The 21,314-nt window shown below is 70.8% G+C and carries 23 protein-coding genes and 1 riboswitch; of the genes, 17 read left to right on the forward strand and 6 right to left on the reverse strand.

The features are described 5' to 3' along the window. Nucleotide 1: 1 nt before the first annotated feature. From mobB to E9232_RS06050, 6 genes are all read left to right on the forward strand, one after another. Entirely contained in the window at nt 2-505 is a 504-nt protein-coding gene (gene mobB, locus E9232_RS06025; RefSeq protein WP_309792718.1) for a molybdopterin-guanine dinucleotide biosynthesis protein B, read from the forward strand. Nucleotides 506-508: 3 nt separating this feature from the next. Next, on the forward strand, nt 509-1,780 hold the full coding sequence (locus E9232_RS06030; protein WP_309792719.1) for a molybdopterin molybdotransferase MoeA: 1,272 nt from the start codon (nt 509-511) through the stop codon (nt 1,778-1,780). A gap of 155 nt (nt 1,781-1,935) precedes the next feature. Further along, nucleotides 1,936-2,535 carry a hypothetical protein gene (locus tag E9232_RS06035; protein WP_309792720.1) on the forward strand — a complete coding sequence of 200 codons (600 nt, stop codon included), beginning with the start codon at nt 1,936-1,938 and terminating at the stop codon, nt 2,533-2,535. Next, nucleotides 2,532-2,783, forward strand: a complete 252-nt coding sequence (locus tag E9232_RS06040; RefSeq protein ID WP_309792722.1) for a MoaD/ThiS family protein — start codon at nt 2,532-2,534, stop codon at nt 2,781-2,783. The genes E9232_RS06035 and E9232_RS06040 overlap by 4 nt, the downstream gene beginning before the upstream one ends. Before the next feature lies 1 nt (nt 2,784). Continuing rightward, a complete protein-coding gene (gene moaE, locus E9232_RS06045; RefSeq protein WP_309792723.1) occupies nt 2,785-3,234 on the forward strand; it encodes a molybdopterin synthase catalytic subunit MoaE in 450 nt (149 codons plus the stop codon). 109 nt (nt 3,235-3,343) lie between these two features. Beyond that, nucleotides 3,344-4,756, forward strand: coding sequence for an MFS transporter (locus E9232_RS06050; protein WP_309792725.1), 1,413 nt, complete (start codon nt 3,344-3,346; stop codon nt 4,754-4,756). Nucleotide 4,757: 1 nt separating this feature from the next. On the opposite strand, the gene E9232_RS06055 is transcribed toward E9232_RS06050, so the two are convergent. Next, nucleotides 4,758-5,651 carry a branched-chain amino acid aminotransferase gene (locus tag E9232_RS06055; RefSeq protein WP_309792726.1) on the reverse strand — a complete coding sequence of 298 codons (894 nt, stop codon included), beginning with the start codon at nt 5,649-5,651 and terminating at the stop codon, nt 4,758-4,760. A 79-nt stretch (nt 5,652-5,730) separates the two neighbouring features. On the opposite strand from E9232_RS06055, the gene E9232_RS06060 reads away from it, so the two are divergent. From E9232_RS06060 to E9232_RS06075, 4 genes are read left to right on the forward strand one after another with little or no spacing between them, the layout of a single operon-like run. Beyond that, a complete protein-coding gene (locus E9232_RS06060; protein ID WP_309792727.1) occupies nt 5,731-6,255 on the forward strand; it encodes a MarR family winged helix-turn-helix transcriptional regulator in 525 nt (174 codons plus the stop codon). Nucleotides 6,256-6,265: 10 nt separating this feature from the next. Then, nucleotides 6,266-6,958 carry a response regulator gene (locus E9232_RS06065; protein ID WP_309793155.1) on the forward strand — a complete coding sequence of 231 codons (693 nt, stop codon included), beginning with the start codon at nt 6,266-6,268 and terminating at the stop codon, nt 6,956-6,958. Next, nucleotides 6,955-8,313 (forward strand): ATP-binding protein, encoded by a 1,359-nt coding sequence (locus E9232_RS06070; protein ID WP_309792729.1) that lies wholly within the window; start codon nt 6,955-6,957, stop codon nt 8,311-8,313. Before E9232_RS06065 ends, E9232_RS06070 begins: the two co-directional genes overlap by 4 nt. A 26-nt stretch (nt 8,314-8,339) precedes the next feature. After that, nucleotides 8,340-8,723 (forward strand): VOC family protein, encoded by a 384-nt coding sequence (locus tag E9232_RS06075; RefSeq protein ID WP_309792731.1) that lies wholly within the window; start codon nt 8,340-8,342, stop codon nt 8,721-8,723. On the opposite strand, the gene E9232_RS06080 is transcribed toward E9232_RS06075, so the two are convergent. Continuing rightward, nucleotides 8,660-9,628 carry a LysR substrate-binding domain-containing protein gene (locus tag E9232_RS06080; protein ID WP_309792732.1) on the reverse strand — a complete coding sequence of 323 codons (969 nt, stop codon included), beginning with the start codon at nt 9,626-9,628 and terminating at the stop codon, nt 8,660-8,662. The two genes, E9232_RS06075 and E9232_RS06080, sit on opposite strands and share 64 nt — an antisense overlap. A 147-nt stretch (nt 9,629-9,775) precedes the next feature. Between E9232_RS06080 and E9232_RS06085 the strand changes: the two genes are divergently transcribed. Both E9232_RS06085 and dapA read left to right on the forward strand, forming a co-directional pair. Then, on the forward strand, nt 9,776-11,200 hold the full coding sequence (locus E9232_RS06085) for an MFS transporter (protein WP_309792733.1): 1,425 nt from the start codon (nt 9,776-9,778) through the stop codon (nt 11,198-11,200). Nucleotides 11,201-11,460: 260 nt separating this feature from the next. Then, complete coding sequence (gene dapA / locus E9232_RS06090; RefSeq protein WP_309792734.1) at nt 11,461-12,390, forward strand: 4-hydroxy-tetrahydrodipicolinate synthase; 930 nt, start codon at nt 11,461-11,463, stop codon at nt 12,388-12,390. Between the two features lie 9 nt (nt 12,391-12,399). On the opposite strand, the gene E9232_RS06095 is transcribed toward dapA, so the two are convergent. After that, complete coding sequence (locus E9232_RS06095; RefSeq protein WP_309792735.1) at nt 12,400-13,602, reverse strand: ROK family transcriptional regulator; 1,203 nt, start codon at nt 13,600-13,602, stop codon at nt 12,400-12,402. A 192-nt stretch (nt 13,603-13,794) separates the two neighbouring features. On the opposite strand from E9232_RS06095, the gene E9232_RS06100 reads away from it, so the two are divergent. The 5 genes from E9232_RS06100 to E9232_RS06120 all read left to right on the forward strand — a co-directional run bounded on the left by E9232_RS06100 (nt 13,795) and on the right by E9232_RS06120 (nt 18,744). Next, nucleotides 13,795-14,814, forward strand: coding sequence for a substrate-binding domain-containing protein (locus tag E9232_RS06100; RefSeq protein ID WP_309792736.1), 1,020 nt, complete (start codon nt 13,795-13,797; stop codon nt 14,812-14,814). A 69-nt stretch (nt 14,815-14,883) separates the two neighbouring features. Beyond that, entirely contained in the window at nt 14,884-15,861 is a 978-nt protein-coding gene (locus E9232_RS06105) for an ABC transporter permease (protein ID WP_309792737.1), read from the forward strand. Next, complete coding sequence (locus E9232_RS06110) at nt 15,858-16,661, forward strand: ATP-binding cassette domain-containing protein (RefSeq protein ID WP_309792738.1); 804 nt, start codon at nt 15,858-15,860, stop codon at nt 16,659-16,661. Before E9232_RS06105 ends, E9232_RS06110 begins: the two co-directional genes overlap by 4 nt. 40 nt (nt 16,662-16,701) lie before the next feature. After that, a complete protein-coding gene (locus tag E9232_RS06115) occupies nt 16,702-17,724 on the forward strand; it encodes a hypothetical protein (protein WP_309792739.1) in 1,023 nt (340 codons plus the stop codon). 3 nt (nt 17,725-17,727) lie between these two features. Beyond that, nucleotides 17,728-18,744: a carbohydrate kinase family protein gene (locus E9232_RS06120; RefSeq protein WP_309792740.1), complete on the forward strand. Its 1,017-nt coding sequence runs from the start codon at nt 17,728-17,730 to the stop codon at nt 18,742-18,744. 155 nt (nt 18,745-18,899) lie between these two features. On the opposite strand, the gene glyA is transcribed toward E9232_RS06120, so the two are convergent. The 3 genes from glyA to E9232_RS06135 form a co-directional block, all read right to left on the reverse strand. Next, nucleotides 18,900-20,165: a serine hydroxymethyltransferase gene (gene glyA / locus E9232_RS06125; RefSeq protein WP_309792741.1), complete on the reverse strand. Its 1,266-nt coding sequence runs from the start codon at nt 20,163-20,165 to the stop codon at nt 18,900-18,902. Nucleotides 20,166-20,220: 55 nt separating this feature from the next. After that, nucleotides 20,221-20,304, reverse strand: a riboswitch (ZMP/ZTP riboswitch). A gap of 59 nt (nt 20,305-20,363) precedes the next feature. Next, complete coding sequence (locus tag E9232_RS06130; protein ID WP_309792742.1) at nt 20,364-20,885, reverse strand: hypothetical protein; 522 nt, start codon at nt 20,883-20,885, stop codon at nt 20,364-20,366. 76 nt (nt 20,886-20,961) lie between these two features. Then, the gene (locus E9232_RS06135; protein ID WP_309792743.1) at nt 20,962-21,297 is read right to left on the reverse strand and encodes a tRNA-binding protein; all 336 of its coding nucleotides are present in this window, start codon (nt 21,295-21,297) and stop codon (nt 20,962-20,964) included. Nucleotides 21,298-21,314: the final 17 nt, after the last annotated feature.

Raw genomic sequence — 21,314 nt, forward strand, 5'->3', positions numbered from 1 at the left:
CGTGCAGGTGCTGGGCATCGCCGGCTGGAGCGGCAGCGGCAAGACCACGCTTCTGGCGAAGCTGATCCCGGTGCTGATCGGGCGCGGGCTGCGCGTCTCCACCATCAAGCACGCCCATCACGAATTCGACGTCGACCAGCCGGGCAAGGACAGCTGGCGGCACCGCGAGGCCGGGGCGACCGAGGTGCTGGTGTCGTCCAGCCGGCGCTGGGCCCTGATGCATGAGCATCGCGGCGCGGCGGAGCCGTCGCTGGACATGCTGCTGGCCAAGCTGGAGCCGGTCGATCTGGTGCTGGTCGAGGGCTTCAAGCGTGATCCGCACGCCAAGCTGGAGGTGTGGCGGGCCGAGACCGGCAAGCCGCCGCTCTATCCCGAGGACTCAGCGATCATCGCCGTGGCCAGCGACCGCCCGATCAGCGATCCGGCCCGGCTGCGGCTGGCGATCGACGACATCGAGGCGATCGCGGATTTCGTCGTCGCCTTCGCGCGCCGCAAGGCGGCCTGAGCCATGGGCCGGCTGCCTGACGCCTCGTTGCCCGACGACTGCTTCGCCGTCGGCGACCGGCTGCTGTCGATCGAGGAGGCCCTGGCCGAGTTCCAGGCCCGGCTGGCCGTGGTCGCCGGCGTCGAGACCGTGCCCCTGGCCACGGCCGAAGGCCGGTTCCTGGCCGAGGACCTGGTGGCCGGCCGGTCGGTGCCGCCGCACGCCAACGCCGCGGTCGACGGCTATGCGGTGCATTTCGACGACCTGCGGCCCGACGCCCCGGTGACGCTGACGGTGACCGGCCGGGCTGCCGCGGGTCATCCGCTCGGCCGCGCCGGCGGCCGCGGCGAGGCGATCCGCATCTTCACCGGCGCGCCGATGCCCGCCGGGCCGGACACGGTGGTGATGCAGGAGGATTGCGCGGTCGCCGGCGACACGGTGACCATCCCGCCCCGCCTGCCCCGCGGTGCCAATGTCAGGCAGGCGGGCGAGGACATCCGCGCCGGCGACACGGTGCTGACCGCGGGCCGCCGGCTGGGGCCGGCGGAGATCGGCCTCGCCGCCTCGCTCGGCCGCGTCGCCCTGCCCGTGCGCCGTCCGCTGCGCATCGCCCTGTTCTCCACTGGCGACGAGGTGCGCGACCCCGGCACGCCGATCGCCGACGGCCAGATCTACGACGCCAACCGCTTCGTCCTCGCCGCCCTGTTGCGTCGCCTCGGGTGCGGCGTCGACGACCACGGCATCCTGCCGGACCGGGCGGCGGCCATCCAGTCGGCGCTGGCCACGGCGGCAGGCGCGGCCGATGCCATCGTCACCTCCGGCGGCGTGTCGGACGGCGACGAGGACCACGTCAAGGCGGCGCTGGAGGCGGCCGGCGGCCGGCTGCACCATTGGCGCCTGGCGATCAAGCCGGGCCGGCCGGTGGCGCTGGGCCAGATCGGCGGCGTGCCGCTGCTGGGCCTGCCCGGCAACCCGGTCGCGGTGATGGTCACCTTCCTGCTGGTGGCCCGGCCGATCCTGCTGCGCCTGGCCGGCGCCGAGATCCCGCCGCTGCGCCGCTTCGCCGTCGCCGCCGGCTTCACGCACAGCAAGAAGCCGGAGCGGCGCGAATTCATCCGGGCGGTGCTGGAAACCGATCCGGCGGGCACCCTCGTCGCCCGCCGCCACGGCGGCGAGGGCTCGGCCGACCTGACCTCGATGGCCGGGGCCGAAGGGCTGGTCGAACTGGGCGAAGACCTGACCCGCGTGGCACCGGGCGATGCGGTGGCCTTCATCCCGATGGCCACGCTGCTGTAACGTCCATGATCAAGCACACGGGCTCGCACTCGTCCCCCGAGACTCCGAGCCAGGAAGGGCGCCCGCTCGAGGTGGACTCAGCGGCATGGACCGGAATGCTCCCGCCCCACCCGCCGGAGCCTTCGCCCGCACCCCGGCCGCTGCCGCGGATTCCCGTGGCACCGCAGGTGAAGCGAGCCGGTTTGCTGACCCTCTCGTGCTTCGCGGCGCTGGTGGCCTACACGGCCCTGATCGGCGGCATGGATCCACCCTCCGCGCTTGCCCTTGCGGACTGGTTGGCACCGCTGACACGCCTGATGAAGCGACTCGTGCCGGCGGTCTCGATGGTCGAGACCGGCCTGCAGGATGAAGGGCTGCCGGCGCGCGCCACCATCATCGCCCACGCCTATGCCATGCAATGGTTCCTGGCCTACGCCAGCCTGCTACTTCCCCTGCCCGATCTCTGGCGCGGGCGCGGCTACCTGAAGGCGCTGGTTGCACGCGTCGGCAGCGCACCGGGCGCCCAGCGGCCCGGATTGCGCGTCTGGGCCGGCATCATTTTGGTTCTCGCCCTGTTTGCCTTCCTTCCGTTCTTTGGCCCGTCAGCGGCCGACGGGCAGTACGAGTTTGATCTTGCGCTGTCGAACGCCCATCTGTTCGAAAGGCTGCTCTTCCTCAGCCTGTGGATCATCACCGGTTTCGCGGCCTGTGTGGCCGTTATCTGCAAGCTCACCCGTCCCGACGCCATGCCCCGTCCAGAGTCATCCGCCCCATGAAGCTCCTGTATTTCGCCTGGGTCCGCAGCAAGATCGGCATGGCCGGAGAGACGGTGTCGCCGCCGGAGACGGTGCGCGACGTCGCCGGGCTGCTGGACTGGCTGAAGGGCCGCGGCCCCGGCTATGCCGACGCGCTGGCCAACCCGGCGGTGGTCCGGGTCTCTGTCAACCAGCGCTTCGCCAGGCTGGCCGACCCGATCGCGCTGAGCGACGAGATCGGGCTGTTCCCACCGGTCACGGGGGGCTGAGATGACCGTCCTGGTCCAGGAGGCCGATTTCGATCCCGGCGTGGAGATGGCGGCACTGTCCGCCGGCCGCACCGATGTCGGCGGCGTCGCCTGCTTCGTCGGACTGGTGCGCGACATCGCCGGCGGCGCCACCGTCACGGCGATGACGCTGGAGCACTATCCCGGCATGACCGAGCGCCAGCTGGAGGAGATCGAGGCCGAGGCCCGGTCGCGCTGGCCGCTGCAGGAGGTGCGCATCCTGCACCGCCATGGCCGGCTGCTGCCGGGCGACCGCATCATGTTCTGCGGCGTCGCCTCGGCCCATCGTGGCGCCGCCTTCGAGGCCTGCGCCTTTCTGATGGACTGGCTGAAGACCAAGGCCCCGTTCTGGAAGCGCGAGGAGACGCCCGAGGGCGAGCGCTGGGTCGAGGCCAAGGCCGAGGACGACGACGCCGCGGCGCGCTGGCGCTGACGGCCGTCCTTCCGACAGCAGTCCTGCTGACGGCAGTCCTGCGGACTCCGCGCTTCCCACCGTGCCGGCGGCGGTGTAGCCCCGACGGCAACGATGGGGGAAACGCGGCATGGTGCAGGCATCGGCACAACCGGCGGCTGGCTGGGCGGATCTGCTCGCCGAAGGACGGCTGCCGCAATTCGCCATGGTCTGCCTCGGCATCTGGCTGAACGCGGCCGATTCCCTGGTCACCGCCACCATCATGCCCAGCGTCGGCGCCGACCTCGGCGGCTACGCCTATTTCAGCTGGGCCACTGCCGGCTTCCTGATGGGCGCCATCCTGGCCGGTGCCAGCGCCGGGCGGCTGGCGGAGCGGTTCGGGCTGCGCTGGGCCTCGGCCATCGGCGGCCTGGCCTTCGCGCTCGGCTGCGTGCTCAGCGCCGCCGCCCCAACCATCGGCGTGTTCCTGGGCGGCCGGCTGCTGCAGGGCATCGGCAGCGGCTGGGTGGCCGGCTTCTCGATGGTCGCGATCGCCGTGCTGTTCCCCGAGCGCCACCTGGCCCGGATGTTCGCCGTGGCCTCGGGCATCTGGGGCATCGCCACCATCCTGGGGCCGCTGGTCGGCGGCCTGTTCGCCCAGGCCGGCGACTGGCGCGCCGTGTTCTGGCTGTTCACGGCGCAGGCCCTGGTCTTCGCCGCCGCCTCGCCCTGGCTGCTGAAGGGCACGGTCCGCAGCGGCGGCCAGCCGGGCGTGCCCTGGCCGCAGATCGGCGGGCTGGTGCTCGGCGTCGGCGCCATCGCCATGGCGGATGTCATCCCGAGCCCGGCCGCCGCCCTGGCGCTGGTCGCCGCCGGCCTGGGCATCCTGGTGCTGGTGATGCGGATCGATGCGCGCGCCGCGACGCGCCTGCTGCCGCGCCAGGCCGGCAATCTGCGCACGGTCTGCGGCACCGCCTATGCCGCCCTTTTCGCCCTGATGGCGACATCGATGGGGCTGAACGTCTACGGCCCCGCCATCCTGCAGACGCTGCACGGCCTGTCGCCGCTGTGGGCCGGCTATGTCGTGGCGGGGATGGCGCTGTCCTGGACCCTCGCCGCCTTCGTCGTCGCCGGCGCCACCGGCGCCGGGGAACTGCGCTGGCTGCTGCGCGGCGCCGTCTGCATCCTGGCCGGCGCGGTGCTGCTGGTGCTGGTGATGCGCGACGCCTCGCTGGCTTGGATCGTCGCCGCGTCGCTGCTGATGGGCGCGGGGTTCGGCTTCTCCTCCAGCCTGCTGAACCGGCGGCTGATCGGCACCCTGGCCGATGACGACAGGGCGATCGGCAGCTCTGCCCTGATCGCGGTGCGCCAGACCGGCGGCGCGGTGGGCGCGGCCATCGCCGGCGCCACCGCCAACCTGGTCGGCTTCGGCGCGGGCCTCACGGTCGAAACCGCCCGGGCGGCGGCGCTGTGGGTGTTCGTCACCGCCTTGCCCCTGGCCGTGTTCGGCGCCTGGGCGGCCTGGCGGCTGACCGTCGCGGCCAGCCGCCCCTCTTCTCCTTAGATCAGGCCGCCACAGCCTTCGGCGCCTTCCGCACTTCGTCGGAATACGCGTCCATCACGGTCTTGCAGATCTGCGCCGGGGCGAAACGGTGCTGCCCGATCTCGCCGACCGGTGTGATCTCGGCGGCGGTGCCGGTCAGGAACACCTCGGTCGCATTCGCCAGCTCCTCCGGCTTGATGTGGCGCTCGACCACCTCGATGCCGTTGCGGCGCGCCAGCTCGATCGCGGTCTGCCGGGTGATGCCGTTGAGGAAGCAGTCAGCGGTCGGGGTGTGCAGCTTGCCGTCGATGGCGATGAACACGTTGGCGCCCGTCGCCTCGGCGATGTAGCCACGGTAGTCGTACATCAGCGCGTCCTGGTAGCCCTCGGCCTCCGCCTTGTGCTTGGCCAGGGTGCAGATCATGTACAGCCCGGCCGCCTTGGCGTGCACCGGCGCCGATTCCGGCGACGGGCGGCGCCAATCCGACAGCGTCAGCCGGATGCCCTTCATCTTGGCTTCGGCCGAGAAGTAGCTGGGCCATTCCCACACCGCGATGGCGACATGGATGGTGTTGGCCTGGGCCGAGACGCCCATCATCTCCGACCCGCGCCACGCCACCGGGCGCAGATAGGCGTCGGTCAGCCCGTTCTTCTCCAGCGTCAGCTGCTTGGCCGCGTCGAGTTCCGCGGTGCTGTAGGGCAGCTTCATGCCGAGGGTGGTGGCCGAGAACTCCAACCGCTTGGAATGCTCGGTGCCCTTGAAGATGCGGCCGTTGTAAGCGCGCTCCCCTTCGAATACAGAACTGGCGTAGTGTAGCCCGTGAGTCAGGACGTGGATGTTGGCGCTACGCCACTCGACCAGCTTGCCGTCCATCCATATCCAGCCGTCGCGGTCATGGAAGGGAGTCGTCGACATGATGGGGCCTTTCCCGGATTGTCGTTATGTGTCGTTGTCGGACCGCGAGCGGTAACATTCGGGGCCAAATCAAGTCAACATGGCTGACATAAAATCACCCGTAAACCCGCTCTTCCTCCGCGAGGAGGAGATCCGCCAAGGCATTGAATTGCTATTCTACGCCTATCGCGGCTTCACTGCCGAGCCCGATGCGCTGCTCGCAACCCTGGGTCTCGGCCGGGCCCACCATCGTGCGGTTTATTTCATCGGACGGCACCCGGAGATCACGGTCAGTGCGCTGCTGGCGATTCTGCGCATCACCAAGCAGAGCCTGGGCCGGGTCCTGAACGACCTGGTCGAGCGCGGTTACGTCGAGCAGCGGCAGGGCCAGCGCGACCGGCGCCAGCGGCTGCTGGCCCTGACCGGCAAGGGCGCCGACCTGGAGCGCCAGCTGTTCGAGAGCCAGCGCCGGCTGATCGGCCAGGCCTACCGCAACGCCGGTGCGGATGCGGTCGACGGCTTCCGCAAGGTGCTGGACGGGCTGATCGCCCTGAGCGAGCCGGCCGACGCGGCGGAGGAGCCGGAAGCGCCGGTCCCCGCGCCCCGCGTCGCCAGCCGGAGGTAGGCCCATGGCGATGACCGCGGACGAGGCGGCCCACATACTGGTCGTCGACGACGACCGGCGGCTGCGCGAGCTCTTGCGCAAATACCTGGTCGAGAACGGCTTCCTGGTGACCGTCGCGGTCGATGCCGCGGATGCGCGGGAGAAGCTGGCGGCGATCGCGTTCGACCTGATCGTGCTGGATGTGATGATGCCGGGCGAGACCGGGCTGCAGCTGACCGGGGATCTGCGCCAGCGGCTGACCACCCCGATCCTGCTGCTGACGGCGATGAGCGAACCGGAGGACCGGATCGCCGGGCTGGAGAGCGGCGCCGACGACTATCTGCCCAAGCCGTTCGAGCCGCGCGAGCTGGTGCTGCGGATCAACAGCATCCTGCGCCGCCTCGCGCCGCCGCCGCCGCGCACCGCCGGGACCATCCGGCTGGGCAGCTTCACCTTCGATATCGAGCGCGGCGAATTGCAGCAGGAGGGCGAGCGCATCCGCCTGACCACCGGCGAGGAGAACCTGCTGCGCCTGCTGGCCCAGCATGCCGGTGAGACCGTGTCGCGCGAGGCCCTGACCGAATCCGGCATGATCGACGGCGGCGTCCGGGCGGTCGACGTGCAGGTGACACGGCTTCGGCGTAAGATCGAACCCGATCCGCGCCTGCCCCGCTACCTCCACACCGTGCGCGGCGAAGGCTATGTGCTGAGACCGGACGGATGATGCGTGCCCCTGCCCTGCCCCGGCTGTCGACCCCGTTGCGGCTGCGGGCCCGGCTGAAGCGGTTCCTGCCGCGCACCCTGTTCGGGCGGACGCTGGTCATCATCGTCACGCCGGTGATCCTGGCCCAGGCGATCGCGACCTACGTCTTCTTCGGCCGCCACATCGACGTCGTCACCTTCCGCTTCGCCCGCACCGTCGCCGGCGAGATCTCGCTGACCCTGGACGAGATCGGCGAGGGCGTGTCGCCCACCCGGCGCGAGGCGATCTTCAACCGGGCGCAGAAGAACACCGCCCTGTCCTACGTCTTCACCCCCAATGCCGAGCTGGGGTCGACCAGCACCCCCGGCCTGGACGACAGCCAGCGCGCGCTGGCCCAGGCGCTGCGCATGCGCCAGTCCTACGACTTCACCATCGCCAGCACCGAGGACGACGACAACGAGATCGTCACCATGCAGCTGCCCAACGGGGTGCTGGCCGTGACGGTGCCGTCGACCCGGCTGACCAACTACACCACCACGGTCTTCATCGTCTCGATGCTGGGGTCGACCCTGATCCTGTTCGCGGTCGCCATCGTCTTCATGCGCAACCAGATCCGGCCGATCCGGCGGCTGGCGATCGCCGCAGACCGCTTCGGCAAGGGTCGCGACCTGCCGGGATTCCGGCCGCATGGGGCGGAGGAGATCCGGCAGGCGGCCGAGGCCTTCATCGGCATGCGCGACCGCATCCGCCGCCAGATCCAGCAGCGCACCGAGATGCTGGCCGGGATCAGCCACGACCTGCGCACGCCGCTGACCCGGATGAAGCTGCAGCTGGCCATGCTGGGCGACGGCCCCGACATCGACGAACTGCGCGCTGATGTCGATGAGATGCGCCAGATGATCGATGCCTACCTCGCCTTCGCCCGCGGCGAGGGCACCGAGGAGACGGTGCCGACCGACCTGACCGCCTTCCTCGAGGAGGTGGTGGTGGCGGCGCGCCGCGAAGGCGCCGACGTGGTGTTGGACGCGCCGGAGAGCCTGGTCCTGCCGCTGCGGCGCGAGGCGATGCGACGCTGCCTGATGAACCTGCTGTCCAACGCCCGGCGCCATGCCGACCATGTCTGGCTGTCCGCGGTGCACGACGCCGACGCCGCGTCGCTGGTGGTGGATGATGACGGCCCCGGCATCCCCGCGAAGCAGCGCGAGGAGGCGATGAAGCCGTTCGTCCGGCTGGACGAGTCGCGCAACCAGGACACCGGCGGCACCGGCCTCGGCCTCGCCATCGCCCTCGACGTCGCCCGCAGCCATGGCGGCGACCTGGTCCTGTCGACCTCGCCGATGGGCGGGCTGCGCTGCACCGTGCGACTGCCGCTGTAGCCGCATCCGGCAAGGGAGAGGAGCCGATGGGGACGCTCAAGGAGATCGTGTTCGACTGCCGCGCGGCGCCGGCGCTGGCCCGGTTCTGGGCCGCGGTCCTCGACGGCTATGCGGTGCGGGACTACGACCGGGCGGAGATCGACCGGCTGGCCGCGCTGGGCCTGACGCCGGAGACCGATCCCACCGTCATGGTCGACGGCCCCGGGCCGAGCCTGTGCTTCCAGCAGGTGCCGGGCCGCAGCCGCGAGAACAACCGCGTGCACCTGGACATCGCGGCCGCCGACCGCCCGGCCGAGGTGCGGCGGCTGCTGGCCCTGGGCGCCACCGTCGAGCGCCAGGCGCCGGGCTACACGGTACTGCTGGACCCGGAAGGCAATTCGTTCTGCGTCGCCGAGGCCCCACCCGGCTGACCCGCCTGCGCCAGCATCCATTCGCGAAAGGCGAGGATGCGGGGGTCCTGGGCGAGGTTGTCGGGGTAGACCAGGTGGTAGGTGGCGCCCCGCGCCACGCCAACGCCGATGTCGAACAGCCGCACCAGCCGGCCCTGGGCCAGGTCACCGGCGATCATGGCGAGGTCGGCCAGGCCGACGGCGCCGGCCTCGGCAACCGCCTGCACCACCTGGCTGGTGTCGGAGAACGCCACGCACCGGCTGTCGTCGAAATCGTCGATTCCGGCCGCCGCCATCCACATGCGCCAGTTCGGCCAGACCATGTCTCCGGTCTTCCAGTCCCTGTAGCACAGGGTGTGGCGGACCAGGTCCCGCGGCTCCTCCAGCCGGGGGCCGCTCTCCAGCAGCCTCGGGCAGCAGACCGCGACGACGACGGTGTCGAACAGCCGGTCCGACCGCGCATGGTCGTGGCGTCCGGTGCCGAAGCGGATCGCGACATCGATATCGTCGGCCTCGAAATCCCGGATCTGGTCGGTGATGTCGAATGTCAGTTCCAGGGTTGGGTTCGCGGCCCTGAACTGCGACAGCCTGGGCAGCAGCCAGTTGGTGGCGAATCGCGCGCCCAGCGACACGCGCAGTTGCGCCGACCCCCGCACCATCCGGCGGGCGCGGCCGGCGGCGCGCTGCAGCGTGTCCAACGCCTCGGCGGTCGCCTCGAACAGCACGGCGCCGGCCGGCGTCAGCCGGATGCTGCGGCTGGTGCGGGTGAACAGCACGACGCCCAGCTGATCCTCGATGTCCTTGATCTGGTAGCTGACCGCCGCCGGCGTCAGCCCCACCTCCTCCGCCGCCCGCGTGAAGTTCAGATGCCGCCCGGCCGCCTCGAACGTCCGGAGGGCTCGCGTTCCGGGCAGCATGCGGTTCATCGATCTTCAAATCCAGCTTGATGATCCATCGAGAATTACTCGTTTTTTCAGCGGCCGGTCAACGCAGGATGATTGCCCGAATTGACAATCATGCCTGCCGGGACATGGCCATCGCCGCGTCCCGGGCCGGCCCCCTGGAGTGAAGCGATGTCGGCGAGCCTGACCCCATACGAAGAGCGACCGGAGGGAGGCGCCCTGGCGGCCCCCGCCGGCCGCAAGGATCCCCTGCGCTGGCCGGCGCGGTCTTGGGTCGCGCTGCTGATCTTCAGCGGGGTGATCCTGCTCGACGGGCTCGACATCTCGATGATCGCGGTGGCGATCCCGGAGATCCAGCGCGAGTTCGGGATCAGCGCCGCCGCCGCGCAATGGCTGGTCAGCGCCTACATCCTGGCCTTCGGCGGCTTCTTGCTGCTGGGCGGGCGGTGTGCCGACCTGTTCGGCCGGCGGCGGGTGCTGGTGACGGGGCTGGCCGTGTTCGCGCTGGTGTCGCTGATCGGCGCCTTCACCGGCGATGCGGTGCTGCTGATCGTGTCGCGCTTCGTCAAGGGCATGACCGCGGGGTTCACCGGGCCGGCCGCCATGTCGCTGCTGGCCATCACCTTTCCCGAAGGCCCGCACCGCAACAAGGCGTTCGGGATCTTCAACCTGTTCGAAGCCTCGGGATACTCCTCCGGCCTGTTGATCGGCGGCCTGCTGGCGGCGCTGGACTGGCGCTACATCTTCCTGCTGCCGGCCCCGATCGCCCTGCTGCTGCTGACCGCCGCGCTGCGCTTCCTGCCGCCGGACCCCCCGCGCAGCGAGCGGCTGCGCATCGACCTCGGCGGCGCCGCGACCCTGGTCGCCGGGATGCTGCTGCTGGTCTTCACCGTGGTCTCGGCGGCGGATGCCGGCTGGACGTCGCTGCGGACGATCGGCGGATTCGCCTTGTCCGGGCTGCTGCTCGCCGGCTTCCTGGCGATCGAGCGTAGCGTGAAGCAGCCGCTGATCCGGCTGGGCATCTTCCGCAACCGCAGCCTGGTGGCGGCCAATGTCAGCGCCGCCCTGCTGTATGGCGGTGCCATGGGCTTCCAGTTCCTGATCGCCCTGTACCTGCAGAACCTGCTGGGCTGGCAGCCGCTGCAGATGGCGCTGGTGCTGCTGCCGGCGGGGCTGATGGTGGTCGTCCTCGGGCCCAAGCTCGGGCCCCTGATCAGCCGCTTCGGGGTCACCCGGGTGCTGCTGGTCGGGCTGGTCGCCTTCGTGCCCTGCTACCTGCTGATGCTGCGCATCGGCCCGACACCGGACCTGTGGACGGTGCTGCTGCCGGCCTCGGTGCTGTGGGGCGTGGGCTTCGCCCTCAGCATCTCGGCGCTGATGGTCGCCGGCACCAGCGGGGTCGACGACCACGAGCAGGGGCTGGCCGCCGGGCTGCTCAACAGCTCGCTGCAGGTCGGCGGCGCTTGCGGCCTCGCGGTCGTCACCGCGGCGATCGTGCCCGGCACGGAGCTGGAGATGCTGACCCCCGGCGTGGTCGCCATCCTGGCCTTCGCGGTGCTGACGCTGCTGGCGCAGCTGATCCACTGGCGCCGCTGACCCGCCGGCAAAGGCGGCCGCGCCGCGTGGCCGCGCCAGGGAGGGCCCGCTTGACAATCCCGCGGGCGGCGGGCGACTGTCCGGCCATGACCTCCGGTCGCTCCCTCTTCGCGAAAGCCAAAAAAGCCCCGCTTGCGGGGACCGGAGATCACTGCCCGCGGTAACCCGCCGCGCGCTTCAGGATCCACCAGACCCCGCCGGTTCGGACGGGGTCTTGTCATTTCGGCACCATCCCCGTCTCCGGCCCCAGGAGACGAACGATGCCCCTTCTCAATCCCACCGGCCTCTGGCTGCCGCTGATCACCCCGTTCCGCGACGGCGTGCTGGACGAGACCTCGCTGCGCCGGCTGGTCCGGCACTATGCCGCCGGCCCGGTCGACGGGCTGATCCTGGCTGCCACCACCGGCGAGGGCATGACGCTCGATGCCGGGGAGACCGAGCGCGTGGTCGCGATCGCGGCGGAGGAGTCCATGCAGCCGCTCATTCTCGGCCTGTCCGGCAGCGACACGCGCAAGCTGGTCAAGGAGATCGCCCACACCGCCGACTGGCCGATCGCGGGAACCCTGATTGCCTGCCCGTATTACGTCCGCCCGTCGCAGGATGGCCTCATCCGCCACTTCTCCGCCCTGGCCGACGCGACGGACCGGCTGATCCTGATCTACAACATCCCCTACCGGACCGGCGTCAATCTGGGCAACGAGGCGATGCTGCGCCTGGCCGAACGGCCGAACATCGTCGGGGTCAAGGATTGCTGCGCCGATGCCCGGCAGTCCTTCGAGCTGCTGCGCGACCGGCCGGCCGGGTTCTCGGTGCTCACCGGCGAGGATGCGCTGTTCTACACCGCCCTGACCCAGGGCGCCGATGGCGGCATCCTGGCCTCGGCCCATGTCGAGACCGAAGCCTTCGCCGCGATCCGCAACCGGCTGCTGACCGGCGACCAGCCGGGCGCCCTCGCCGCCTGGCGGGACCTGTCCGAGCTGCCGCCCCTGCTGTTCGCCGAGCCGAGCCCGGCGCCGATCAAGCATTGGCTGTGGCGCACCGGCCTGATCGACAGCCCGGAGCTGCGCCTGCCGATGACCGGAGTCAGCGACGCCGTCGCCGCCCGGCTCGACCGCGAGATCGACCGCCGTCGACCGGCCGGCGGCGTGGCGCGAGCGGGGGACCGGCAGCCGGGCCTCGTTCCCGCCTGAACCTGCGGGTCAGCCCGGCCCGGGCCGGGCGATCAGCCGGTCGACCTCATGCGGCTGCAGCCGGGCGTCGATCACCAGCCAGGCGGCGCCGAGCAGCCCCGCCCCCTCGCCCGAGCGGGCGGCGACGATGCGCAGATCCTGCGTCGCCAGCGGCAGGCAGCGCTGGTAGACCAGCTCGCGCACCCCCGCCAGCAGGTGCTCCCCGGCACGGGACAGGGTGCCGCCGATCACGATGATGCTGGGGTTCAGCACGCTGACCACGTCGGCCGCGACCTCGCCCAGCACCCGGCCGGCCTGGCGCACCAGGCTGATCGCCTCTGGCCGGTTGCGCTCGACCAGGGCCATCACGTCGCGGGCGTCCCGGGCGTCGAAGCCGCGGGCGCGCAGGTCGCGGGCGATGGCCCAGCCGGCGGCGTAGGCTTCGACGCAGCCCAGCTTGCCGCAGCGGCACAGCGGCGCGTCGGCATCGCGCAGCTGGATGTGGCCGATATCGCCGGCGGCGCCGCGGGCGCCGCGATGCATCCGGCCGTCGGTGATGACGCCGCTGCCGATGCCGGTGCCGGCCTTGATGAACACCAGCTGGCTCTCCCCAGGCCAGAACTGGCGGTGCTCCGCCAGGGTGCGCAGGCGGACGTCGTTCTCGGCGAAGACCGGCGCCGCATACTCCCCCGCGAACCAGCCGGGCACGTCGAAATGGTCCCAGCCGGTCATCACCGAAGGCCCGACCACCTGGCCGGCGGCATGGTCGACCGGGGCCGGCAGGCTGAGCCCGATGCCCAGCACCTCGGCCGCCGGCCGGCCGATCTCCGCCAGCAGCTCGCGGAACTGCGCGGCGATCCAGGTCAGGATCGGCACCGGCCCGCTGCCGACCCCGAGCGTGCCCAGGCGTTCGGCCAGGATGGTCGGGCCCAGGTCGGTGGCCGCCACCCGGATCCGGCTTTCGCCGATATCCGCCACCAGCGCCACGCCGAAGGCCTGGTTCAGCTTCAGCACCCGCGCCGGGCGGCCGCCGCTGGCCTGGGTCTCGCTGGCCTCGTGCAGCAGCCCGGAGTCGAACAGCACGCCCAGGCGCTGGGCGATGGTGGCGCGGGAGAGGTCGGAGATCCGGGCCAGGTCGGCCCGCGACTTGGCCTGGCCGGACAGGATCAGCGACAGCACATGGCCGGCACCGGCGGTGCCCAAAGCATGGATCTCGGGGGCTGACTGTCGCATCGCGCTTCCTAGCAAGGCGCGCCGGGGAAGGCCATCGGCCATTGGCACCATAATGATTATTATTGATCAAAAGATCCATAAGATCTGATTGACTATCAGCAAAAGGCGGATTTATCGTCGGGACGTCGGACACCCGTCCGGCCAATGGTCGGCGCCGCAGAAGCGGCGACCCGCAAACAGGAGGAAACCGCGATGATCCGATCGCACACGCCCGTGGTTGCGCTTGTCCCGAAATCCCATCGCCTCGCCGGCCTGCTCGCCGCCGGCGTGGTCGCGCTCGCCCTGATGGGCGGCAGCACCGCCGCGCTGGCCCAGGAGGCCATCGTCGGCCTGGTCACCAAGACCGAGGTCAACCCGTTCTTCGTCAAGATGCGCCAGGCCGCCGAGGCCGAAGCCAAGGCGAAGGGCCTGAAGCTGATCGCCCGCGCCGGCAAATTCGACGGCGACAATGAAGGCCAGGTAGCCGCGATCGAGGACCTGATCAGCGCCGGCGCCAAGGGCATCCTGATCACCCCGAACAACTCCAGCGGCGTGCTGGGCGCGGTCAAGAAGGCGCGCGACGCCGGCATCCTGGTGATCGCGCTGGACACCGCGACCGACCCGGCCGACGCGGTCGACGCCACCTTCGCCACCGACAACTTCCAGGCCGGGGTGCAGCAGGGCCAGTACGCGCGCAAGGCCCTGGGCGACCGGGCGCCGAAGCTGGCGATGCTGGACGGCACGCCGGGCGGCACGGTCGACACCTTCCGCCATGACGGCTTTCTCAAGGGCTTCGGCATCGCCGAGGGCGACGCCGCCATCGTCGGCAAGCAGAACACCAATGGCGCCCAGGACAAGGGCCAGACGGCGATGGAGAACCTGCTGTCGGCCCATCCCGACATCAACGTCGTCTACACCATCAACGAACCCGCCGCCCAAGGCGCCTATGCCGCGGTCAAGGCGGCCGGCAAGACCGACGACGTCGTCATCACCTCGATCGACGGCGGCTGCCTGGGCGTGAAGTACGTCAAGGACGGGCGCGTCGCCGCCACGGTGATGCAGTTCCCCTTCAAGATGGCGCAGATGGGCGTCGACGCCGTGGCGGAGTACGCCAAGAGCGGCAAGAAGCCGAGCGGCTTCGTCGACACCGGGTCCTTCCTGATCACCGGCAAGGCGCTGCCGGGGCTGGAGTCGAAGGATCTCGAATTCGGAGAGAAGAACTGCTGGGGCTGATCGCCGGCGCGATCCGGGCGGGCCATCGACGGCCCGCCCATTTCCCTCCCTCCGATCCGTGAGAGAGCGATGGCCCCTCCCCCCTCGTCCTGGATCGGTCGCACGGCGCGGGTGCTGACCACCCCGCCGCTCGGCCCCCTGATCGTGCTGGTCGCCTTCGGCGCCGTGTTCACCGCGATGAGCGACCGCTTCCTGACCCCCGGCAACATCTCGCTGATCGTGCAGCAATCGGTGATCATCGGCACGCTGGCGATCGGCCAGACCCTGGTGATCCTGACCGCCGGCATCGACCTGGCCAACGGCGCCATCGCGGTGCTGGGCACCATCGTCGCCGGCAAGCTGGTCGACCAGGGCCATGACGCGCTGCCGGCGCTGATCCTGGCGATCGCGCTGTGCAGCCTGGTCGGGCTGGTCACCGGCACGCTGGTCAGCCGGCTGAAGCTGCCGCCCTTCATCGTCACGCTCGGCCTGCTCGGCATCGTCACCGCCGCGACCCGGCTGTTCTCCGGCGGCGGCGCCTTCCCTGTCATGGACGACCTGCTGGGCTGGACCGGCAACACGCTGCGCCTGGGCAGCGCCGTGGTCACCTACGGCATGGTCATCATGCTCGGGCTCTATGCCGTCGTCTGGTACATCCTGACCAAGACCGCCTGGGGCCAGCACATCTACGCCATCGGCAACAGCCCGGAGGCGGCGCGTCTGGTGGGCATCCCGGTGCGGCGGCGCATCCTGTCGGTCTACCTGTTCGCAGCCTTCCTGTACGGTATCGGCGCCTGGCTGGCGCTGGGGCGGATCCCGAACGCCGACCCGAACGCGATGCAGAACGCCAACCTGGACAGCATCACCGCGGTGGTGATCGGCGGCACCAGCCTGTTCGGCGGCCGCGGCAGCCTGATCGGCACGCTGATCGGGGTGCTGATCGTCGGCGTGCTGCGCAACGGCCTGACCCTGATCGGCATCGACCCGCTGTGGCAGGACCTGGTCACCGGCGTCCTGGTCATCACCGCGGTGGCGCTGGACCAGTTGTCGCGATGGAGGCGGGTATGAGCGATGTGGTGCTGGAGGCCCGCAACGTGGTCAAGCGCTACGGCCACGTCGTGGCGCTGGGCGGGGTCGATTTCGAACTGCGCGCCGGCGAGGTGCTGGCGGTGATCGGCGACAACGGCGCCGGCAAGTCGACCCTGATCAAGATCCTGTCCGGCGCCATCACCCCGGATGAGGGCGAGGTGCTGCTGGATGGCGCGCCGGTGCGGTTCCACGGGCCGCTCGACGCCCGCCGCCGCGGCATCGAGACGGTGTACCAGGACCTGGCGGTGGCGCCGGCGCTGGACATCGCCGCCAACCTGTTCCTGGGGCGCGAACTGCGCCGGCCCGGCCCGCTGGGAAGCTGGCTGCGGCTGTTGGACAAACCGCGGATGCGGCGCGACGCGCAGCGGCATATGGACGAGCTGCGCTTCCGCCTGCCCTCGATCGGCCATGCGGTCGAAAGCCTGTCCGGCGGCCAGCGCCAGGGCGTCGCCGTGGCCCGCGCCGCGGTGTTCGCCCGCAAGCTGGTGATCATGGACGAGCCGACGGCGGCGCTGGGCGTGCGCGAGACCGGCCAGGTGCTGGACCTGATCCGCACCATCCGCGACCGCGGCCTGCCCGTCGTCCTGATCAGCCACAACATGCCGAACGTGTTCGAGGTGGCCGACCGCATCCACGTCATGCGCCTGGGCCGCCGCGTGGCCGTGACCTCGCCGCAGCGCCACAGCATGGCCGAGGTGGTGGCGATCATGACCGGGGCGATGCCGGGCGACCAACCCGTCCCGGGTCGTGGGCCCGCCCCGAGCGAGACGACCCCATGACACTCCTTTCCTCCCCAGACCGAAAGACGAGAGACCGAGCATGACCCGCCTGGACGAGAAGCTGGCCCGCATCCGCGCCGGCCACTACAAGCGCAGCGACTTCATCATCGCCGACGCCAAGGACGGCGACATGGGGCCGAGCCTGACCTCGACCGGCCCGAAGCGCGCACCCGACGGCAGTTGGACCCGATACCGCACCCGCGACGAATTCCTGGACACCATCCGCGCCGTGGTGGAGCAGGACATCGTCGACATCATGTTGGTCTCGGCCTCGAATTTGGAGCGGCTGGTCGAAACCGGCACCTTCCGCAACAGCAAGGTCAAGCCGGCGATCCGCGCCAACGACACCACCGATATCTGGGTGGGACGCGGCTGCTGCTATCCCCAGCACGCCTCGCGCCCGTTCCGGTCGGCCCTGCTGCCGCGGGTGAAGCATGGCGGCCTGACCCCCGATCCGAAGGCGCCGATCACCGGCACCGATCTCGGCCTCTACTCCGTCACCTTCAACAACGACCTCGATGCCGACATCCGGTCGCTGGAGGCCTTCGCCGAGTTCCGGGCCGACTGCGCCGCCAACGGCTTCAAGTATTTCTTCGAGGTGTTCAACCCGAACGTCTCGAGCGGCATCGACCCGGCGCTGCAGCCGCACTACCTCAACGACTGCATCCTGCGCAGCCTGGCCGGGGTGATGAAGGTCGACCGGCCGGAGTTCCTGAAGATCCCGTTCAACGGCCCCAAGGCGCTGGAGGAGCTGGCCAGCTTCGATTCCAGCCTGATCGTCGGCGTGCTCGGCGGCGGCGCCGGCACCACCCGCGACTGCTTCGAGCTGCTGCACCAGGCCGAGAAGTACGGTGCCCGCGTCGCCCTGTTCGGCCGCAAGATCAACCTGGCGGAATCGCCGCTGGCCATGGTCGGCTTCATGCGCCAGGTGGCGGACGGCACCATCGCGCCGGAAGAGGCGGTGCGCGCCTATCACGGCGAGCTGCAGAAGCAGGGCATCACCCCGCTGCGGCCCCTGGCCGACGACGTGCAGACCACCGAAGCCGTGCTGAAGCAGGGCTGAGCCGTGGAGCAGCGTTCGGGCATCATCTGCGGCGGCACCATCTGCATCGACGTCAACAAGGTGCTCGACCGCTTCCCGCCGCAGGAGCACGTCGCCAGGATCCTGGAGGAGACGCCGGATTCGGGCGGCCCCGGCTTCAACATGGCGGTCGACCTTGCCCGGCTGGGCGCCAGCTTCCCGATCGAGGTCGTCGGCGTGATCGGCGACGACCCCTACGGCCGGCTGGCGCTCGAGGTCTGCCGCGACCACGGCATCGGCGCCGGCCGGATCGCGGTGCTGCCGGGCGGCCGCACCGCCTACACCGACGTGATGATCATGGCCGAGGGCGGGCGGCGGACCTTCTTCTACCAGGAGGGGGTCAACGCCCTGCTCTCGCCCGGGCATTTCGACCTGACCGGGTCGACCGCGAAGATCTTCCATGTCGGCTCGCCCGGCGTGCATGCCCGGATGGACGCGCCGCAGGGCAACGGCAACGGCTTCACCGAGGTGCTGGCCCGCGCCCGCGCCTCGGGCCACCGCACCAACATGGAGCTGGTCGGCGTGGCGGGGGAGCGGCTGCGCGACCTCACCGTGCCCTGCCTGCCGCTGCTCGACAGCATCATCATCAACGAGCTTGAGGCGACGGCGCTGACCGGCGTCGAGACCCACCGCGACGGCCGGCCGGACTGGGCCCTGGTCGAGGCGGCGGCGGCGGCGCTGATCCGCATGGGCGTGTCGACCCTGGCGGTGGTGCATTTCCCGGACGGCGTGGTCGCCGCCGACCGCGACGGCCGCCTGTGGCGCCAGGGCGCGGCCTGGGTGCCGGCCGAGGCGGTGAAGAGCACCAACGGCGCCGGCGACGCCCTGGCCTCCGGCGTCATGCTCGGGCTGCACGAGGGCTGGCCGGTGGAGAAAGGCCTTCGGCTGGGCGTCTGCGTCGCGGCGCTCAGCCTCGGGTCCTACAGCACGTCGCGGGCGATCCCCTCGGCGGAAGAGTGCTTCGCGTATGGCGAGAGGGCGGGGTTCAAGCCGACGAGCTGACCGGCAGGCACCGCGCCACCCCCTCACCCTCCCGGCCCAAGCGGGCCGGGCTCCTCCCTCTCCCCAAGGAGAGGGATTCGTCACCTCTCCTTGGGGAGAGGTCGAAATCGCACCGCGATTTCGGGTGAGGGGGTGGCCCGCCCTCTCCTCCCCGCTCACCCCGGGATCGGGAACCGCCGGGCGAAGTCGCGCACGGCGTTGGCCAGCGCCCCTTCCGGCCGCGCGCCGGTGACCGCGTCCACGATCAGATCCGCCAGCGTCGCCATCTGGCCTTCGCGCATGCCGCGGGTGGTGACGGCCGGCGTGCCCAGCCGCAGGCCGGACGGGCGCAGCGGCGGTCGGGTGTCGTCCGGCACGACCTGCTTGTTCGAGACCAGGCCGATGCGGTCGAGGCGCTGCTGCGCCTCGTCGCCGTCGATGCCGAAGCTGGCGGCGACGTCGACCACCATCAGGTGGTTGTCCGTGCCGCCGGTGACCAGCTGCGCGCCCCGCCCCTCCAGCGCCTCGACCAGCGCCTTGGCGTTGTCCAGCACCCGCCTGGTATAGGCCTGGAACTCCTCCTGCGCCGCCAGGTGCAGCGCGGTGGCCAGCGCCGCCACCTGGTCCATATGCGGGCCGCCCTGCAGGCCGGGGAACACCGCCTGGTCGATCGGCTTGCGGAACGGCTCGCGGCACAGGATCAGTCCGCCGCGCGGGCCGCGCAGGGTCTTGTGCGTGGTGGTGGTGACGACGTCGAAGCCGGCCGCCAGCGGGTTCGGCAGCGTCTTGCCGGCGATCAGCCCGCCGATATGCGAGACGTCGGCCATGGTGATCGCCCCGACCTCGTCGGCGATCGCCTTGAAGGCGGCGTAGTCGATGTCGCGCGGGTAGGAGGAGAAGCCGGTGATCAGCAACTTCGGCCGCTCGCGCCGCGCGGTCTCGCGGATGGCGTCGAAGTCGAAGCCGCCGCCGGCCACGGTGCCGTAGCGGATGAAGCGGAAGATCCGGCCCATGGCCGAGACCGGCGCGCCATGGGTCAGGTGTCCGCCATGCGACAGGTCCATCGCCAGGATGGTATCGCCGGGCTGCAGCAGGCCGAAATACACCGCCTGGTTCATCGGCGACCCCGACAGCGGCTGGACATTGGCGTGCTCGGCCCCGAACAGCGCCTTGGCCCGCCCCTGGGCCAGCCACTCGATCTCGTCGGCATGGGCGTTGCCGCCGTAGTAGCGGCGCCCCGGCTGGCCCTCGGCATACTTGTCGGCGAAGACCGAGCCGAGCAGCGGCCGCAGCTCGGGGAAGGCGTGGTTCTCGGAGGCGATCAGGGTCAGGCCCTGGTGCTGCCGGCGCTCCTCGCGCTCGAGGATCGCGGCGGCCTCGGGGTCGGCGGCGGCCAGCACGGCGCGGGGGTCGAGATCGGCCGATTCGGGTTGGTGCTGCATGGGAGTCTCCGTTTCGATGCCCAGAAAACAAAAATCGCCCGACCAGCTTCCAGGAGAAGGCTGCCCAGGCGAACGGCATCGAAACGGTCTTCCGCGCTCCCTCGGGGTGATCCCCGTCTCGCCAGTCACGCGGAAGGTATGGCTGATCTCGCGACCGCTGGGATGATCGGCGGGACTCGCCTTCGCGTCAACTGCCGATCAGACCGGCCCCTCGCAGCTGTCGGCGAGATAGGCCCGCCGCGCGGCGTCGTCGCGGCCGGAGCGGAGGTAGCGCCGCCACGCCTGCTGCTCGTGCCACACCGCGCCGAGCTCCCAGACGCAGAAGGTGCCGCGATGCGGCCCGGGCAGCGGGAACAGCCGGAAGTCGGGCTGCTGCCGCCCGTCCTTGGCGTAGACCGTCTCCCACAGCTCGTTCTCGTTGTGCCAGGTGCTGACCAGCAGGAAGTAGAAGTCGGCGCCGCAGCGATGCAGGATGGCGAAGCCGAGATCGCCGGAGACCTTCAGGGCACCGGCCCGGTCTTCGCGCAGCACGAAGTCACGGGCCAGGGCCCGGATCCCGGCCGGAACCGGCGCGTCGGCCAGCGCGATGTCGTACCATTTGAGCCGGGCGCCCGGCAGCGCCACCGGCGCGCCCGGCGTGATCAGCTTGTCGCGATGGATGTAGCCGGCGGCGACATTGGTGACGGCCGGCAGGTCCGCGGCGGCCGATGTGTCGGGCATCCGATCCTCCTTGCTAGGGTCGGATCAGGAGAACATAAAGCGAACATTCAGTCAAGGATCGGGACAGCCCACGGCCCTAGTACAGCCGCCCGCCATTCGGCACCGGGCGCTCGATCGCGGCCAGCACGACATTGCCGTCGGCGTCGGGGAAGCCCAGCACCAGGATCTCGGACATGAACTTGCCGATCTGCTTCGGCGGGAAGTTCACCACCGCCGCGACCTGGCGGCCCAGCAGCGCCTCCGGCGTGTATAGCGCCACCAGCTGGGCCGAGCTGCGCTTCCGCCCGATCTCGGGCCCGAAATCGACGGTCAGCTTGTAGGCCGGCCGGCGCGCCTCGGGATAGGGGTCGACCGCCACGATGGTGCCGACCCGGATGTCGACCTTGGCGAAATCGTCGTAACTGATCGTCATGCTGCCCTCTGCGCTGC

The sequence above is a fragment of the Inquilinus ginsengisoli genome, from assembly GCF_031453975.1.
In the GTDB taxonomy this organism is placed as follows: domain Bacteria; phylum Pseudomonadota; class Alphaproteobacteria; order DSM-16000; family Inquilinaceae; genus Inquilinus; species Inquilinus ginsengisoli_A.

Bases quoted from the DNA above. Each gene is read 5' to 3' on its own strand.
- E9232_RS06085 (WP_309792733.1), top strand. From the start codon at position 9,776: ATGTCGGCGAGCCTGACCCCATACGAAGAGCGACCGGAGGGAGGCGCC.
- E9232_RS06055 (WP_309792726.1), bottom strand. From the start codon at position 5,651: ATGTCGACGACTCCCTTCCATGACCGCGACGGCTGGATATGGATGGAC.
- dapA (WP_309792734.1), top strand. From the start codon at position 11,461: ATGCCCCTTCTCAATCCCACCGGCCTCTGGCTGCCGCTGATCACCCCG.
- E9232_RS06100 (WP_309792736.1), top strand. From the start codon at position 13,795: ATGATCCGATCGCACACGCCCGTGGTTGCGCTTGTCCCGAAATCCCAT.
- E9232_RS06105 (WP_309792737.1), top strand. From the start codon at position 14,884: ATGGCCCCTCCCCCCTCGTCCTGGATCGGTCGCACGGCGCGGGTGCTG.
- E9232_RS06130 (WP_309792742.1), bottom strand. From the start codon at position 20,885: ATGCCCGACACATCGGCCGCCGCGGACCTGCCGGCCGTCACCAATGTC.
- E9232_RS06080 (WP_309792732.1), bottom strand. From the start codon at position 9,628: ATGAACCGCATGCTGCCCGGAACGCGAGCCCTCCGGACGTTCGAGGCG.
- E9232_RS06060 (WP_309792727.1), top strand. From the start codon at position 5,731: ATGGCTGACATAAAATCACCCGTAAACCCGCTCTTCCTCCGCGAGGAG.
- E9232_RS06075 (WP_309792731.1), top strand. From the start codon at position 8,340: ATGGGGACGCTCAAGGAGATCGTGTTCGACTGCCGCGCGGCGCCGGCG.
- E9232_RS06110 (WP_309792738.1), top strand. From the start codon at position 15,858: ATGAGCGATGTGGTGCTGGAGGCCCGCAACGTGGTCAAGCGCTACGGC.
- E9232_RS06040 (WP_309792722.1), top strand. From the start codon at position 2,532: ATGAAGCTCCTGTATTTCGCCTGGGTCCGCAGCAAGATCGGCATGGCC.
- E9232_RS06095 (WP_309792735.1), bottom strand. From the start codon at position 13,602: ATGCGACAGTCAGCCCCCGAGATCCATGCTTTGGGCACCGCCGGTGCC.
- E9232_RS06050 (WP_309792725.1), top strand. From the start codon at position 3,344: ATGGTGCAGGCATCGGCACAACCGGCGGCTGGCTGGGCGGATCTGCTC.
- E9232_RS06030 (WP_309792719.1), top strand. From the start codon at position 509: ATGGGCCGGCTGCCTGACGCCTCGTTGCCCGACGACTGCTTCGCCGTC.
- E9232_RS06115 (WP_309792739.1), top strand. From the start codon at position 16,702: ATGACCCGCCTGGACGAGAAGCTGGCCCGCATCCGCGCCGGCCACTAC.
- E9232_RS06135 (WP_309792743.1), bottom strand. From the start codon at position 21,297: ATGACGATCAGTTACGACGATTTCGCCAAGGTCGACATCCGGGTCGGC.
- moaE (WP_309792723.1), top strand. From the start codon at position 2,785: ATGACCGTCCTGGTCCAGGAGGCCGATTTCGATCCCGGCGTGGAGATG.
- E9232_RS06070 (WP_309792729.1), top strand. From the start codon at position 6,955: ATGATGCGTGCCCCTGCCCTGCCCCGGCTGTCGACCCCGTTGCGGCTG.
- E9232_RS06065 (WP_309793155.1), top strand. From the start codon at position 6,266: ATGACCGCGGACGAGGCGGCCCACATACTGGTCGTCGACGACGACCGG.
- glyA (WP_309792741.1), bottom strand. From the start codon at position 20,165: ATGCAGCACCAACCCGAATCGGCCGATCTCGACCCCCGCGCCGTGCTG.